The sequence below is a fragment of the Pseudomonas prosekii genome (assembly GCF_900105155.1).
Classification (GTDB): domain Bacteria; phylum Pseudomonadota; class Gammaproteobacteria; order Pseudomonadales; family Pseudomonadaceae; genus Aquipseudomonas; species Aquipseudomonas prosekii.
In genome coordinates, this window is record NZ_LT629762.1 from 240,665 (window position 1) to 256,047 (window position 15,383).

The window sequence follows — 15,383 nt, forward strand, 5'->3', positions numbered from 1 at the left end:
GTCAGCGGCGGCATCAATAAACGTGCCGGGGTCCCCACTGATGCAACGGCCAATGCCATAAAATCCTGCTAAACAACTGAAGTCATTGAGTTTTATTTATTCAATTAATGAGTCTTCGGTTACTTGCAACGCCACTCAGGCCGAATGTGCAGCAAGTTGTCGAAACAGTCAGGACTCAATCTGGTGCATCAATGTTTTTTTCAGCATTGCGCCTCAACCATAGACCTTCCTCAAGCGGCTGATTTCACATAGGAAATCTCGTCTATTTTGCGTTCCTGTCAAGTGCGTCAAAATGGTGAACAGCCTCACCATTTTGGTGATTTATGTATTTATTGCTTATATTTCAATTGGTTAAAACAGGCATAAGCTTATAAAAATTATTCTTGCTCATTCCAAAAACTACGACTAGTTTCTATTCCTGACAGCGATGACAGGAATACACCTGTTTGCGCTGGCTTCATACAAAACATTTAGAACCGGCATAAGTCGGTCATGCCTGCGAGGAACTCGGAATGTCTCTGTTGATCCGTGGCGCCACCGTTATTACCCATGATGAAAGTTACCGCGCCGACGTCTATTGCGCTGATGGCGTAATTAAAGCCATTGGCGACAACCTTGATGTTCCGGCGGGCGCTGAAGTGCTCGACGGCAGTGGCCAATACCTGATGCCCGGCGGCATCGACCCACACACGCACATGCAATTGCCCTTCATGGGCACCGTTGCCAGCGAAGATTTTTTCAGTGGCACGGCGGCTGGTTTGGCCGGGGGAACGACGTCGATCATCGACTTCGTGATTCCCAACCCGCAGCAGTCGCTGATGGAAGCGTTTCACCAGTGGCGCGGCTGGGCCGAGAAGTCCGCTTCCGACTACGGATTCCATGTCGCGATTACCTGGTGGAGCGAGCAGGTGCGTGAGGAAATGGCCGAACTGGTCAGCCATCACGGCATCAACAGCTTCAAGCATTTCATGGCGTACAAAAACGCGATCATGGCCGCCGACGACACGCTGGTAGCGAGTTTCGAACGCTGCCTGGAACTCGGTGCGGTGCCGACCGTGCACGCGGAAAACGGCGAATTGGTCTATCACCTGCAACGCAAATTGATGGCGCAAGGCATCACCGGCCCGGAAGCGCATCCGCTGTCGCGTCCGTCGCAAGTTGAAGGTGAAGCGGCGAGCCGGGCGATCCGGATTGCCGAAACCATCGGCACGCCGTTGTACCTGGTGCACGTCTCGACCCAGGAAGCCCTCGACGAAATCACCTATGCGCGCAGCAAGGGTCAGCAGGTCTACGGCGAAGTGCTCGCCGGGCATTTGCTGCTCGATGACAGCGTCTACCAACACCCGGACTGGCAGACCGCCGCCGGTTACGTGATGAGCCCGCCGTTCCGTCCGCGCGGCCACCAGGAAGCGCTTTGGCACGGTTTGCAATCGGGCAACCTGCACACCACCGCCACCGACCATTGCTGCTTTTGCGCCGAGCAGAAAGCGGCGGGTCGCGATGATTTCAGCAAGATCCCCAACGGCACCGCCGGCATCGAAGACCGCATGGCGCTGCTGTGGGATGAAGGGGTGAACACCGGGCGTTTGTCGATGCAGGATTTCGTCGCACTGACCTCCACCAACACCGCGAAGATCTTCAACCTCTACCCGCGCAAAGGCGCGATCCGCGTCGGCGCCGATGCCGATCTGGTGCTGTGGGACCCAGAGGGCACGCGCACCATTTCGGCAAAAACCCATCATCAGAAAGTCGACTTCAACATCTTCGAAGGCAAAACCGTGCGCGGTGTGCCGAGCCACACCGTCAGTCAGGGCCGCGTGGTCTGGGCCGATGGCGACCTGCGCGCCGAGCGTGGCGCCGGGCGCTATGTCGAACGGCCGGCGTACCCGGCGGTGTTTGATTTGCTCAGCAAGCGCGCTGAGCTGAATAAGCCGACAGCGGTAAAGCGCTGAGTTCGAGGCCTTCGGCCTTCGCGGGCAAGCCTCGCGCCTACAGTTTGAAATGCATTCCCCTGTAGGAGCGAGGCTTGCCCGGGAAGAGGCCGGCCCTGACTGCACACAACCCCACTGCCCACCAGAGGCAGGCACCTCAAAAAAACATGAGGCCTTAAACCGTGATCAAGACCCTGAACCATCTCCCGCACCCTTACGAGAATGCGGCCGCCCTCGCCGGCCATTTCACCGATCTGGCGCCGCCGCTCAACGCCCGTCAGGCGCATCTGGAAGCTTCGCGCTGCCTGTATTGCTACGACGCGCCGTGCGTGAACGCCTGTCCGAGCGAGATCGATATTCCGTCGTTCATCCGCAATATCCATCAGGAAAACGTCCAGGGCGCTGCGCAGAAAATCCTCTCGGCGAACATTCTCGGCGGCAGTTGCGCGCGGGTTTGCCCGACCGAAATCCTCTGTCAGCAGGCCTGTGTGCGCAACAACGATCACGAGTGCGCACCGGTGTTGATCGGCTTGCTGCAACGCTACGCCGTGGACAACGCGCACTTCAGCGAACACCCGTTCCAGCGCGCCGCCGCCACCGGCAAACGCATCGCCGTGGTGGGTGCCGGGCCGGCGGGTTTGTCCTGCGCGCATCGCAGTGCGATGCACGGGCATGACGTGGTGATATTCGAAGCCCAGGAAAAGGCTGGCGGCCTTAATGAATACGGGATCGCCAAGTACAAACTGGTGGACGATTACGCGCAAAAGGAACTGGAGTTTCTCCTGCAAATCGGTGGCATCGAAATCCGCCACGGACAGAAACTCGGCGCCAACCTGACCCTCAGTGATTTGCACCAGCAGTACGACGCGGTGTTCCTCGGCCTCGGTCTGGCCGCCAGCAAACAGCTCGGTCTCGACCACGAAGACGCGCCGGGGCTGGTCGCCGCCACCGATTACATCCGCGAACTGCGCCAGGCCGATGACCTGACGCAACTGCCGCTGGCCAACCGTTGCATCGTCCTTGGCGCCGGCAACACCGCGATCGACATGGCCGTGCAAATGGCTCGCCTCGGTGCCCGCGACGTCAATCTGGTGTATCGGCGTGGCGTCGAGGACATGGGCGCGACCGGTCACGAACAAGACATCGCCAAAGCCAATCAGGTGCGCCTGTTGACCTGGGCGCAACCGGAAACGGTGCTTCTCGACGATCAGGGCCACGTGCGCGGCATGCGTTTCGCCCGTACCTGCATGATCGAAGGGCGCCTGCAGACTACCGGGCAGACCTTCGAACTGGCCGCCGATGCAATCTTCAAAGCCATCGGCCAGGCCTTCGATGGCAGCGCCCTCGCCGACCCGTTGGCGCGCAATCTCAAACGCCAGGGCGAGCGCATCGAGGTCGATGCGAACCTGCGCACGAGCATTCCCGGCGTGTACGCCGGTGGTGATTGCACCAACCTCGATCAGGACCTGACGGTGCAAGCCGTGCAGCATGGCAAACGGGCTGCCGAAGCCATCAATGCCCAACTCATGCTCAACGTGGAGGCTGCGTAAATGGCCGATCTTTCGATTGTCTTCGCCGGTATCAAAGCCCCCAATCCATTCTGGCTGGCCTCCGCGCCACCCACCGACAAAGCCTACAACGTGGTCCGCGCCTTCGAGGCTGGCTGGGGCGGCGTGGTCTGGAAAACCCTCGGCGAAGACCCGGCAGCGGTCAACGTCTCGTCGCGGTACTCGGCGCATTACGGCGCCAACCGTGAGGTCATGGGCATCAACAACATCGAGCTGATCACCGACCGTTCGCTGGAGATCAACTTGCGGGAAATCACCCAAGTGAAAAAGGATTGGCCGGACCGCGCGCTGATTGTTTCGCTGATGGTGCCGTGCGTCGAAGAGTCATGGAAATTCATTCTGCCGCTGGTTGAAGCCACAGGGGCCGATGGCATCGAGCTGAACTTCGGTTGCCCGCACGGCATGCCTGAACGCGGCATGGGCGCGGCGGTCGGCCAGGTCCCGGAATACGTCGAACAGGTGACCCGCTGGTGCAAGACCTATTGCTCGCTGCCGGTGATCGTCAAGTTGACGCCGAACATCACCGACATCCGCGTTGCCGCGCGTGCGGCCCACCGTGGCGGCGCCGATGCGGTGTCGCTGATCAACACGATCAACTCGATCACCAGCGTCAATCTGGAGCAAATGGTCGCGATGCCCACCGTCGGCCATCAAAGCACCCACGGCGGTTATTGCGGCTCGGCGGTGAAGCCGATTGCGCTGAACATGGTCGCCGAAATCGCTCGTGACCCGCAGACGCTCGGCTTGCCGATCTGCGGCATCGGCGGCATCGGCAGTTGGCGTGACGCGGCGGAATTCATGGCGTTGGGCAGCGGCGCGGTGCAGGTGTGCACGGCGGCGATGCTGCATGGTTTTCGCATTGTCGATGAGATGAAGGACGGCTTGTCACGCTGGATGGACAGTCAGGGCTACGCCAATATCGCCGAGTTTTCCGGGCGCGCGGTGGGCAATACCACCGACTGGAAGTACCTCGACATCAACTATCAGGTGATCGCCAAGATCGATCAGGATGCGTGCATCGGTTGCGGGCGCTGCCACATCGCTTGCGAAGACACCTCGCACCAAGCGGTGGCCAGCCTGAAACAGGTGGACGGCACGCACAAATATGAAGTGATCGATGAGGAGTGTGTGGGCTGCAACCTGTGCCAGATCACCTGCCCGGTCGAGGATTGCATCGAGATGGTGCCGATGGACACCGGCAAGCCGTTTCTGGATTGGAATCATGATCCGCGTAATCCTTACCACGTTGTTCTCTAGATTAGGGGCTGATCCGGAATCCACCCCTCACCCTAACCCTCTCCCCAAGGGGTAGAGGGGACTGACCGAGGTGATTTTCAGATAGTTTGCGACCGGGGACATTTGAGTCGCACTCAGATTTGGAGGGCATGGAGATCGGCCCCCTTCGCCTCTCTTCCCTATGGGTAGAGGTGAGTGACCGAGGTGATTTTTAGATAGTTTGCGACCGGGGACATTTGAGTCGGACTCAGATTTTGAGGGCATGGAGATCGGCCCCCTTCGTCCCTCCTCCCTATGGGTAGAGGGGACTGACCGAGGTGATTTTCAGATAGTTTGCGACCGGGGACATTTGAGTCGAACTCAGATTTGGAGGGCATGGAGATCGGCCCCCTTTCCCCCTCTCCCCTATGGGGAGAGGGCTGGGGTGAGGGGTGCTTCTCAGGGTTCCAACCCGATCCCGCGCAATATCACGCTGGTCACGGTTTGCACCGCCCGCTCGAACTGCATGTCCGACAACGCCTGATGATCATTGAGGATATTCACCTGATGATCGAAGTCGGCGTAATGCTGGGTCGAGGCCCAGATCATATAAAGCAGTGCCGACGGCTCGACCGGCAGGATGCGTTTGTCCTCGACCCATTGGCGAATCTTCGCTTCCTTCATTTTCGCCCAGTCATACAAGCTGGCGTCCAGCGCCTCGCCCAGCGTCGGCGCGCCGTGAATGATCTCGTTGGCCCAGACTTTCGAGCCGTGCGGGCGGCTGCGCGAGTGGTTCATTTTGGCGCGGATATAACTGCTGAGCACCACGCGCGGATCGTCGAACATCTCGAAGCACAAGGCGTCCTGTTTCCACACTTCCAGCAGGTCGAACAGCACTGCGCTGTACAGCTCGCCTTTGGTGCTGAAGTAATAATGCAAGTTGGAGCGCGGCAGTTGCACTTCAGCGGCGATGTCCGCCATGGCGGTGCTGCCGAAGCCTTTTTCGGCGAAGACCTTTTCGGCGCCGAGGAGGATTTTCTCGACGTTACTGCGGCGGATTTCGATCTTGTGATTGCCCATGAGGGCTCCCTGACAACAGCGTTGCCTCAGACTAGCATCCGCTCTGGGTCGCGGCGACAGCGGTTTTTTCACTTGCCGGGAGAAAAGCTGCGGCGTAAACATTTCCCGGTGTCTAGCGTTCATGTTTAAGTGACGCGCATTTCCTCTGCCAAGAAGGTAACCGACCATGTCCCTGAACCAGTCGCTGAAAAAAACCCTGACCGCCGCCGCCCTGCTCGGCTCGCTGTTTGCCGCATCCTCGGTGTTTGCCCACGCGCACCTGAAAAGCCAGATCCCGGCCGCCAACAGCACCGTCACCGACCCCGGTGAATTGCGCCTAGTGTTTTCCGAAGGCATTGAAACGACCTTCAGCACGGTCAAAATCAGCCGCGACGGCAAAGCCGTGCCGGTGAAAAACCTCGCGACCAAAAGCAGCGACAAGAAGACCTTGATCGTTACCCCGGAAGTCGCGCTGCAGCCAGGCAATTACAAAGTTGAATGGAAAGTGACGTCAGTCGATACGCACAAAAGCGATGGCGCCTACAGCTTCAAGATTGGCCAATAATCGATGACCGATGCGCTGGTGCTGTGCCGCTTTCTGCATTTTGTCGTGGTGTTGATGCTGTTCGGGGCCTGGGTGTTCAGGCCTCTGTTGTTGACCGATGACGCCGTCAATCTCGACCGGTCACTGGCGCGCATCACGCGTTGGCTGACCGCCGTGGCGCTGCTAAGCGGCGTGACGTGGTTGCTGCTGATCACCGCCAGTATGGCCGGCGACTGGAGCGCGGCGTTTGCGCCGTCGACATTGAGTCTGGTGCTGAGCAAAACCTTTTTCGGCCAAGTGTGGCGTTGGCACTTGCTGCTCAATGTGCTGCTGATGGTGTTGCTGTGGACGCCGTTGCGCACGAATGCTGCTTTGCGATTGATCGTCAGCGGTTTATTGCTGGCGACGCTGGCGCCGGTCGGGCACGGCGCGATGCTTGACGGGCTCAGCGGTCAGTTGCTGATTCTCAACCAGATCATCCATCTGGTCTGCGTTGGTACGTGGCTCGGCGGGTTGATGCTGCTGGTGCTGATTCTGCGCCAGCCGGTTGCGCTGGATGTGGTTTTGCGGCGTTTCAGCGGCATCGGTTATGGCTTGGTGGCGGGGTTGCTGATCACCGGTTTGATCAACGTGCGCGTACTCACCGGGCAATTCTGGCCGACGCCGTTATGGTCGGGGTTTGCCTTGATTCTGCTGATCAAGGTTGTGCTGGTGGCAGCGATGCTCGGGTTGGCGTTGTTCAATCGGCTGCGGATCAAGGATTGCGAACAGCGGGTCGGCACGCTGAAAACCAGCGTGCTGCTGGAATGGTTGCTGGGGATCGGCGCAGTGGCGGCGGTTTCGCTGCTCGGCACCATGCCGCCCATGATCGCCACATAACCCTTGTAGGAGCGAGGCTTGCCCGCGAAGGCAGTGTGTCAGCTGACATTGATGCTGCCTGACACACCGCTTTCGCGGGCAAGCCTCGCTCCTACAAAGGTTCGGGAGTTTCGGTGTGGCCGGCTGCCGCGGTGTCGATGCTCACCACCACCGACATCCCCGGGCGCAGCCGTTCGCTTTGTTCCTGGCCGTCGTCCACGGTGATCCGCACGGGCACGCGCTGGGCGATCTTGACGAAGTTGCCGGTGGCGTTGTCGGCCTGCAACAGGCTGAATTCCGAACCGGTCGCCGGTGAAATCCGCTGCACCTTGCCGTGGAATTTTCGATGGTTGAGCGCATCGACGGTGAAGGTCACCGGTTGGCCGACGCGCACTTCATCCATCTGCGTTTCCTTCATGTTGGCGATCACCCACAACTGCTGTGGCACCAACGCCATCAGTTGCGCGCCGGAGTTGACGAACGCGCCGAGGCGCACGCCAATTTGTCCGAGCTGGCCGTCACGTGGCGCCAGTACGCGGGTGTTCGACAGGTCGATGCGCGCCAGTTGCACCGCCGCATCGGCACTGGCCACCGCCGCTTCCAGCGAACCGCGATTGACGATCACGGTTTGCAGGTCCTGCCGGGCGATTTCCAGATTGGCTTGCGCTTGCGCGACCGCGGCGATGGTCTGCGCGTTGGCGGCCATGGTCACGTCCAACTCACGTTTGGACACCGAACCGTCATTGATCAATTCCTGGTTACGGCGCAGGTCCGCGGCGCTTTTGCGCGCCTGCGCCTGGCTGTCGACCACCGCGGCCTGCCGCAACTTGATGGTCGCTTCGGCGCTGTTGCGTTGCTGCACCACGTTGGCCAACGCGGCTTTCTGCACCGCCAGTTGCGCCAGCGATTGATCGAGACGCTGCTTGTAGATCCGGTCATCGAGGCGCACCAGCAAGTCGCCGGCCTTCACATGCTGGAAGTCGGTCACCGGCACTTCATAGACGTAGCCGCTGAGCTGCGGGCCGATGATCGTCACTTGGCCACGGACCAAGGCGTTTTCGGTGGTTTCGACGGCGCTGCTGAACGGCGGCAGTTGCCAGGCGTACAACACGATCAACACGCCAATAATCGCAATCGCCGCGAAGCCCAACGACGAGATGATCCGCACCCGCAGCGAACGTGGTTCGGTGGCCGGCGAGGACGGCGGCGCGACGCCTTCCGGGGTGGCGGCGATGGCATTGGTGGTGGTCGTGGTCGACGCCGGCGTGGAGGTGTTAGTCGGTTCGGTCATGAAGAAGTGGCACCGCTGGGTTGAACGGAAGAAGTGGCAGTTTGAGCGGCGGGCGCGACCGCTTGGGTGGTGCTCATCAGCCACAGCGCGCGAGTGGAAATCCAGATCATCGTCAGCACCGCGATCAGCGCAATCAGCATGAACACATCGTTGTAGGCCAGCACATTGGCTTCGCGGGTGGCGGCCGTGGCCAGGCTGCGAATGCCCTGCAAATTGCGCAAACTCGGGTCGGCGATCAGCGAGCCAACCGCGTTGCCGCCGCTTTGCACCCGCGCGGCAACCCGCGGATCCATCAGGGTCAGGTGTTCGACAATGTTGCTCGAATGAAATTTCTCGCGGACGATCTGAAACGTGCCGAGCAGCGCCGCGCCAATCAGGCCGCCAAGGTTCTGGCAGATGCCGAACAGCACCGAAAAACTCACCAGATTGCGTGGGTTGGTCAGCACGTTGCGCGTGCCGAGGACCATGGTCGGGCCAAGGAAAAACGTACCGCCGAACGCCAACAGGAACTGGCTGAAATACATGTTCTCCGGGCGGGTCAGGTTGTTCGAATAACTGTCGATCACCGAGCCGGTCGCCATCAGCGCCAGCGACACGATCAGCGGCATGAACAGGTGTTTGGGATCAATCGTCAGCGCGCTGGTGGCGAGGCCGGCAATGCTGCCGAGCAACATCACCACGTACAGGCTGTGCAGTTGCTGACTGCTCATGTTGAGCATTTGCATGAAACCGACAGCGCCGGTGGATTGCTCGGACAACACCATGCGAATCAGGATCACCGCCAGCGCCAGACGAATCATCACGCCGCTACCGAGCCAACGGGTCATCAGCATCGGGTTGCTGCGGTTATGTTCGATGGCCAGGCCGGCGAGGATCAGCACGATTGACGCCGCCGACGCCACGCCGATCCACGGTGCTTCCAGCCACCAGTCGATGCGGCCCAGCGACAGCACCGCGCACAGCAGCGCCACGCCCGAAGCGAGAATAGCGAAGGTCAGGAAGTCGAGTTTTTCGAAGGTTTTGAAGCGGTCGCCCGGCGGCAATTTGAGCAGGAACACGCAGCCCAGCGTCAGCAGCGCCATGCCCAGTTCGAACAAGTACAACCCGCGCCATTCGGCGATTTGCATCAGGTCCTCAGAGAACAATCGCGCCAGCGGCAACGCCAGTTGCGACGTGCCGAGACCGAGCACCAGCGCTTTCATCCGCCACTTCGCCGGGAACGCCTGGATCATGTAATACAACCCCAGCGAACTCAGTGCCGCGCCGACCATGCCGTGGGCCGCGCGCACGGCAATCGCCGAATTGAGGTCGTTGACGAACAAGTGGCCGAAGGTCACTAGCGCATAGAGCACCAGAAACACTTCGGTGAACGCGCGCAAACCGAATTGCTGGCGAAACTTCACCAGCAGCAGGTTCATCGAGACGTTGGTCATGACGTAGGCGGCCGGCAACCAGGCCATTTCGGCGGTGGTCGCGCCCAGCGCACCTTGCAGGTAAGGCAGGTTGGCGATCACCAGCGAGTTGCCGAGGCCACCGGTCAACGCCACCAACAGACCGACCAACGCATACGCCAGCCGCTTGGGCGTGGAGTGCAAGGGCGTCGAGGGGGAACCGGGCAAGCTGGGCCGCTCGTGGGGCTGCCAGTTGCGCGGGGCGTAGTGATCCATTCAAAAGCCTTGTTCGGGGGACCGCGCCAGTTTGCCGGAAAATCACAGTCAATACACACCTGTGGAACAGCGCACTTCTGGCGAGAAGCTTGTGGCAGGGGCTGTGGCAGGGGCTTGTGCCAGGGGCCTGTGTGGCGAGGGGGCTTGCCCCGTTGGGTCGCGAAGCGGCCCCCTGTGTATACCAAACAAATATCACTGCTTGGTTTTGCGACTGCTGCGTAGCCGAACGGGGGCAAGCCCCCTCGCCACACAAGCCGCGCTCCAGCAGATTGATTTAGGCCCTCACGTTGTCGTACAACTTGTGATTGACATTCCCGCGAACCCTCGCAAATAATCGCCGCCAATGTTGTACGACGACGTATAACGAAAAATAAAAACAACAAAGAAACAAAGGGAACGTCACTGTGAGCAAACTCGTCCGTCATTCCTCTGTCCGCACGCCCCGCCTCACCTTCAAACGCCGCCACACCCTGAGCCTGATCGGTTGCAGCAGCCTCGCACTGGCCTTGCCGCTGAGCAGCCACGCCGAAGGTTTTGTCGACGATGCCAGCGCCACGCTGAACCTGCGTAACGCCTATTTCAATCGCAACTTCACCAACCCGGCCTACCCGCAGGGCAAGGCTGAAGAATGGACGCAGAGCTTCATCCTCGACGCCAGATCCGGCTTCACCCAAGGCACGGTCGGCTTCGGCGTCGACGTGTTGGGCCTGTACTCGAAAAAACTCGATGGCGGCAAAGGCACCGGCGGCACCCAACTGTTGCCGCTGGACAGCGACGGGCGCCCAGCGGACAACTTCGGCCGCACCAACGTCGCGTTCAAAGCCAAAGTCTCGAAGACTGAATTGAAGGTCGGCGAGTGGATGCCGCTGTTGCCAATCCTGCGCGCGGATGACGGCCGCTCGCTGCCGCAGACCTTTCGCGGTGGCCAGGTGACTTCCAGCGAAATTGACGGTTTGAAGCTCTACGGCGGCCAGTTCCGCGCCAACAGCCCGCGCAACGATTCGAGCATGGACGACATGTCGATGAACGGCCGAGCGGCGTTCACCTCGGACCGGTTCAACTTCGGTGGCGGCGAATACACCTTCAACGACAAGCGCACTTTGGTCGGCGTCTGGTACTCGGAACTCAGCGATATTTATCAGCAGCAGTATTTCAACCTCAGCCACAGCCAACCGATGGGCGACTGGACGCTGGGCGCCAACCTCGGTTTCTTCACCGGCAAAGAGGACGGCAGCGCATTGGCCGGCGAACTGGATAACAAGACCACTTTCGCCCTGCTCTCGGCCCGCTACGGTGGCAACACGTTTTACGTTGGCCTGCAGAAACTCAGCGGCGACGATGCATGGATGCGCGTCAACGGCACCAGCGGCGGAACGTTGGCCAACGACAGCTACAACTCCAGTTATGACAACGCCAAGGAAAAATCCTGGCAAGTGCGCCACGACTACAACTTCGTCGCCCTCGGCGTGCCCGGCCTGACCCTGATGAACCGCTACATCAGCGGCGATAACGTGCACACCGGCACCATCACCGACGGCAAGGAATGGGGCCGCGAGTCGGAACTGGCCTACACCGTACAGAGCGGCGTATTGAAAAACCTCAACGTCAAATGGCGTAATGCAAGCATCCGCCGCGACTACAGCACCAATGAATTCGACGAAAACCGGATCTTCGTCAGCTATCCGATATCGTTGTTGTGAAATTCGCCTGGCGTTCATAACGCTTGTGGCAAGGGAAGTCGTGGCAAGGCGCTTTTGTGGCGAGGGGGCTCGCCCCCGTTGGGTCGCGAAGCGGCCCCAGTGGTTGTTCAGATTCACCAAGTTGTCTGAGTTTGCGACTGCTTCGCCGCCGAACGGGGGCAAGCCCCCTCGCCACAGGAGGAATGGCCAGCTGAGATTCAACACATCAATTTCAGCCACCGCCGCGTTGACAAGCACTGGAATCCCTTACGATACTTCGCTCAAGTCATACGACAACTTACAACAACTTCAATGACTCAAATATTCAGGAATCTCCATGCCCACTACCTCCCCTACCTCTTCGACCCCGACCCCGTTTAATCGCCTGCTCTTGACCGGCGCCGCCGGTGGCCTCGGTAAAGTCCTGCGCGAAACCCTGCGCCCTTACGCCAAGGTCATTCGCCTGTCGGACATTGTCGAAATCACCCCGGCCAGCGACAGCAGCGAAGAAGTCGTGACCTGCGACCTCGCCGACAAACAAGCCGTGCACCAACTGGTCGAAGGCGTGGACGCGATCCTGCACTTTGGCGGCGTTTCGACCGAGCACGCGTTTGAAGAGATCCTCGGCGCCAACATCTGCGGCGTGTTCCATATCTACGAAGCGGCGCGCCGGCATGGGGTCAAACGCGTGATCTTCGCCAGTTCCAATCACGTTATCGGCTTCTATAAACAGGACGAAGTGATCGACGCACACTCCCCGCGCCGCCCGGACAGCTACTACGGTTTGTCCAAGTCCTACGGCGAAGACGTCGCCAGTTTCTACTTCGATCGCTACGGCATCGAAACCGTCAGCATCCGCATCGGCTCCTCGTTCCCGGAACCGCAAAACCGCAGGATGATGAGCACCTGGCTGAGCTTCGGCGACCTCACGCAATTGCTCGAACGCGCTTTGTACGCGCCGAATGTCGGCCACACCATCATCTACGGCGTCTCCGACAACAAAAACGTCTGGTGGGATAACCGCCTCGCCGCCGGCCTCGGTTACGTGCCGCAAGACAGCTCCGAAGTGTTCCGCGACAAGGTCGAAGCGCAACCGATGCCAGCGGCCGATGACCCGGCGATGGTTTATCAGGGCGGCGCATTTGTCGCGGCCGGTCCGTTTGGCGATTGAGCCCTCGAGCAAAGGAATGAGCTGCCATGCAAGCCGAATTGATTGTCGATGCCCGCAATACGGTCGGCGAAAGCCCGGTGTGGGTGCCTGAAGAAAACGCGCTGTACTGGGTCGATATTCCTGCCGGTGGCCTGCAACGCTGGCATGCCGAAACCGGCCATGTCGATGCGTGGACCACGCCGGAAATGCTCGCCTGCATAGCGCGTTGCAGCGACGGCAGTTGGGTCGCCGGGATGGAAAGCGGGTTCTTCCATTTGCACGCGAACAACGACGGCAGCCTCGACAGCGAGCTGCTCGCACACGTCGATCACGCGCGCCCGGACATGCGTTTGAACGATGGCCGCTGTGATCGCCAGGGACGTTTCTGGGCCGGCAGCATGGTCTTGAACATGGGCGCCAACGCCGCTGAAGGCACGATGTATCGCTTCAGCCACGGGCAACGCGGGCCGCTCGATCCGCGGCTCAGCGGGTTTATCGTGCCCAACGGTCTGGGTTTCAGCCCGGATGGGCGGACGATGTACCTGTCCGACTCACATCCGCTGGCGCAGCAGATCTGGGCGTTTGATTACGACATCGAAAGCGGCACGCCGAGCAATCGTCGATTGTTCGTCGACATGAATCACTTCTGCGGTCGCCCCGACGGCGCGGCGGTGGATGCCGACGGGTGTTACTGGATCTGCGCCAATGACGCCGGGCTGATTCACCGGTTTACCCCGGATGGCCGACTGGATCGCTCACTCGCGGTGCCGGTGAAGAAGCCGACCATGTGTGCGTTTGGCGGCAGTCGTCTGGACACGCTGTTCGTGACCTCGATCCGCCCTGGGGATGATCGGGACGAGCAGTCGTTGGCCGGTGGGGTTTTTGCCCTGGATCCGGGCGTCAAAGGCTTGCCCGAGCCGCTGTTTCAAGCCTGAAAAAGTCTTGCATTGATTGGATACATCACTTGCCAGGTCGGCCGGGGCTGCGATTGTTGGAGCGCGGGCAAGCGGCCGAATCAGGTTTCAGCCTGCACTATCGAGCGTTGCAGGGTTCAGGCGCGCAGCAGCATATAAGCCGCGACGACCAGGCAAACACTGGCAAATCCGACCTGCAACGCCCGCGCTGGCACCCGCGCGCAGAGTTTGCGACCGATCAGCATGCCGACAATGCTCGCGACGATGAACGTCACGCCGATGTGGTCGATCCGCACCCCGGCGTGAAACGCGCCGATGACGCCGATGGCCGAGATCAGGCTGATCACCATCAGCGATGTGGCGACGATGCCGCGCATTTGTACGTCGGTCAGTTGCTTGAACGCCGGAACGATCAGAAAACCGCCACCGACGCCGAGCAAACCAGAGACCAAGCCAGTGACCGCGCCGAGTGCCGCCAGGGTCGCGGTGCATTTAGCGGTCCAGGAAAAACGTCCGGTGTGTTGATCGAGCATGCAGTTCTTTTGGCCCCAGTTGGCGTGACCGTGGTCGCTCGGGCCCGCGTCCTTGCGCTCGCGGCGCAACATCCGCCAGGCCACCATGACCATCAGCAGACTGAACAGAACCATCAGGATTTTTTCCGACAACTGATGCGCGAAGTAGATACCCAACGGCGAAAACACCGCGCCGAGCGAAGCGATCAGCAGCGCCGCGCGATAGCGCACCAAACCATGGCGCAAACCGTCGATGGCCCCGACCGCCGCCGCACTGCCCACCGCAAACAAGGCAACCGGCGCCGCTTGCGTCATGCTCCAGCCGAGCCCCAGCACCAACGCCGGCACCGCCAGAATCCCGCCCCCGGCCCCGGTCAAACCAAGGACCAAGCCCATCACCACACCAAAAAAACTCGCCAGCAACATTATTATTCTCTCAACCCAAACGGCCGCCGAAACCAATCACTAAAAACCCAACACCCAACCCGTGGCGAGCGAGCTTGCTCACGTTTGAGTGCGCAGCGCTCACAGCTCTTCAAAACCCGGCTTCAGCGGCACTGACTCACGCCCAGCTTTTCAACACTGCGCCGCAATACAACCCGGACAAGGTTTTCATCACTTGAATCACTTCGTGGCTGGCCAGGCCATAGAAAATGTATTTACCTTCACGCCGGGTTGCGACCAGGCCTTCGTCGCGCAGGATGCCGAGCTGTTGCGAGAGTGTCGGTTGGCGTACGCCGGTCATGGTTTCCAGTTCGCCAACGTTGCGTTCGCCCTGGGTCAATTGGCAGAGAATCAATAAACGATCCTCATTGGCCAATGCCTTGAGCAGCGCGCACGCTTTGGACGCCGATGCCCGCAGTTGGGCGACTTCGCTTTCGGTCAGACTGGATTGCATTTGCACGATGCCTTGGAGGTCACTTAAGCTGCAGACATTATGTCTAAACATAAAGTGTTGCAACTGATGACCGCTACCACAGCTTTCAGATCACTCC

Annotated in this window: 13 protein-coding genes and 1 pseudogene; 9 read left to right on the forward strand and 5 right to left on the reverse strand. The window is 60.1% G+C overall.

Translation table 11 applies throughout. The annotated features are described in order from the left end of the window. Positions 1–512 precede the first annotated feature (512 nt). The 3 genes from hydA to preA all read left to right on the forward strand — a co-directional run bounded on the left by hydA (position 513) and on the right by preA (position 4,756). Positions 513–1,952 (forward strand): dihydropyrimidinase, encoded by a 1,440-nt coding sequence (gene hydA / locus BLU01_RS01090; RefSeq protein ID WP_092269637.1) that lies wholly within the window; start codon positions 513–515, stop codon positions 1,950–1,952. A 161-nt stretch (positions 1,953–2,113) separates the two neighbouring features. Then, on the forward strand, positions 2,114–3,481 hold the full coding sequence (locus BLU01_RS01095; RefSeq protein ID WP_092269640.1) for an NAD(P)-dependent oxidoreductase: 1,368 nt from the start codon (positions 2,114–2,116) through the stop codon (positions 3,479–3,481). Next, positions 3,482–4,756: an NAD-dependent dihydropyrimidine dehydrogenase subunit PreA gene (gene preA, locus BLU01_RS01100; protein WP_092269643.1), complete on the forward strand. Its 1,275-nt coding sequence runs from the start codon at positions 3,482–3,484 to the stop codon at positions 4,754–4,756. A gap of 417 nt (positions 4,757–5,173) precedes the next feature. Here the strand turns inward: preA and BLU01_RS01105 are convergent, their stop codons facing one another. Further along, the gene (locus BLU01_RS01105) at positions 5,174–5,794 is read right to left on the reverse strand and encodes a TetR/AcrR family transcriptional regulator (protein ID WP_092269646.1); all 621 of its coding nucleotides are present in this window, start codon (positions 5,792–5,794) and stop codon (positions 5,174–5,176) included. Between the two features lie 166 nt (positions 5,795–5,960). Between BLU01_RS01105 and copC the strand changes: the two genes are divergently transcribed. Both copC and copD read left to right on the forward strand, forming a co-directional pair. Next, complete coding sequence (gene copC / locus BLU01_RS01110) at positions 5,961–6,338, forward strand: copper homeostasis periplasmic binding protein CopC (protein ID WP_092269649.1); 378 nt, start codon at positions 5,961–5,963, stop codon at positions 6,336–6,338. Between the two features lie 3 nt (positions 6,339–6,341). After that, on the forward strand, positions 6,342–7,196 hold the full coding sequence (gene copD, locus BLU01_RS01115) for a copper homeostasis membrane protein CopD (RefSeq protein ID WP_092269652.1): 855 nt from the start codon (positions 6,342–6,344) through the stop codon (positions 7,194–7,196). Positions 7,197–7,287: 91 nt separating this feature from the next. Here copD and BLU01_RS01120 read toward each other — a convergent pair whose 3' ends face one another. Both BLU01_RS01120 and BLU01_RS01125 read right to left on the reverse strand, forming a co-directional pair. Continuing rightward, positions 7,288–8,466 (reverse strand): HlyD family secretion protein, encoded by a 1,179-nt coding sequence (locus BLU01_RS01120; RefSeq protein WP_092269655.1) that lies wholly within the window; start codon positions 8,464–8,466, stop codon positions 7,288–7,290. Further along, complete coding sequence (locus BLU01_RS01125; protein WP_092269658.1) at positions 8,463–10,133, reverse strand: MFS transporter; 1,671 nt, start codon at positions 10,131–10,133, stop codon at positions 8,463–8,465. Before BLU01_RS01125 ends, BLU01_RS01120 begins: the two co-directional genes overlap by 4 nt. A 404-nt stretch (positions 10,134–10,537) precedes the next feature. Between BLU01_RS01125 and BLU01_RS01130 the strand changes: the two genes are divergently transcribed. The 4 genes and pseudogenes from BLU01_RS01130 to BLU01_RS27885 form a co-directional block, all read left to right on the forward strand. Next, the gene (locus tag BLU01_RS01130) at positions 10,538–11,833 is read left to right on the forward strand and encodes an OprD family porin (RefSeq protein WP_092269661.1); all 1,296 of its coding nucleotides are present in this window, start codon (positions 10,538–10,540) and stop codon (positions 11,831–11,833) included. Between the two features lie 316 nt (positions 11,834–12,149). Continuing rightward, complete coding sequence (locus BLU01_RS01135; RefSeq protein ID WP_092269663.1) at positions 12,150–12,983, forward strand: NAD-dependent epimerase/dehydratase family protein; 834 nt, start codon at positions 12,150–12,152, stop codon at positions 12,981–12,983. 26 nt (positions 12,984–13,009) lie between these two features. Next, positions 13,010–13,897: an SMP-30/gluconolactonase/LRE family protein gene (locus BLU01_RS01140; RefSeq protein ID WP_092269666.1), complete on the forward strand. Its 888-nt coding sequence runs from the start codon at positions 13,010–13,012 to the stop codon at positions 13,895–13,897. Positions 13,898–13,920: 23 nt separating this feature from the next. Beyond that, positions 13,921–14,007: pseudogene (locus tag BLU01_RS27885) on the forward strand (aldose 1-epimerase); the annotation flags it as partial. 6 nt (positions 14,008–14,013) lie between these two features. Here the strand turns inward: BLU01_RS27885 and BLU01_RS01145 are convergent. Then, the gene (locus tag BLU01_RS01145; protein ID WP_092269669.1) at positions 14,014–14,814 is read right to left on the reverse strand and encodes a sulfite exporter TauE/SafE family protein; all 801 of its coding nucleotides are present in this window, start codon (positions 14,812–14,814) and stop codon (positions 14,014–14,016) included. 136 nt (positions 14,815–14,950) lie between these two features. Then, positions 14,951–15,286, reverse strand: coding sequence for an ArsR/SmtB family transcription factor (locus tag BLU01_RS01150; RefSeq protein WP_092269673.1), 336 nt, complete (start codon positions 15,284–15,286; stop codon positions 14,951–14,953). Positions 15,287–15,383 lie beyond the last annotated feature (97 nt).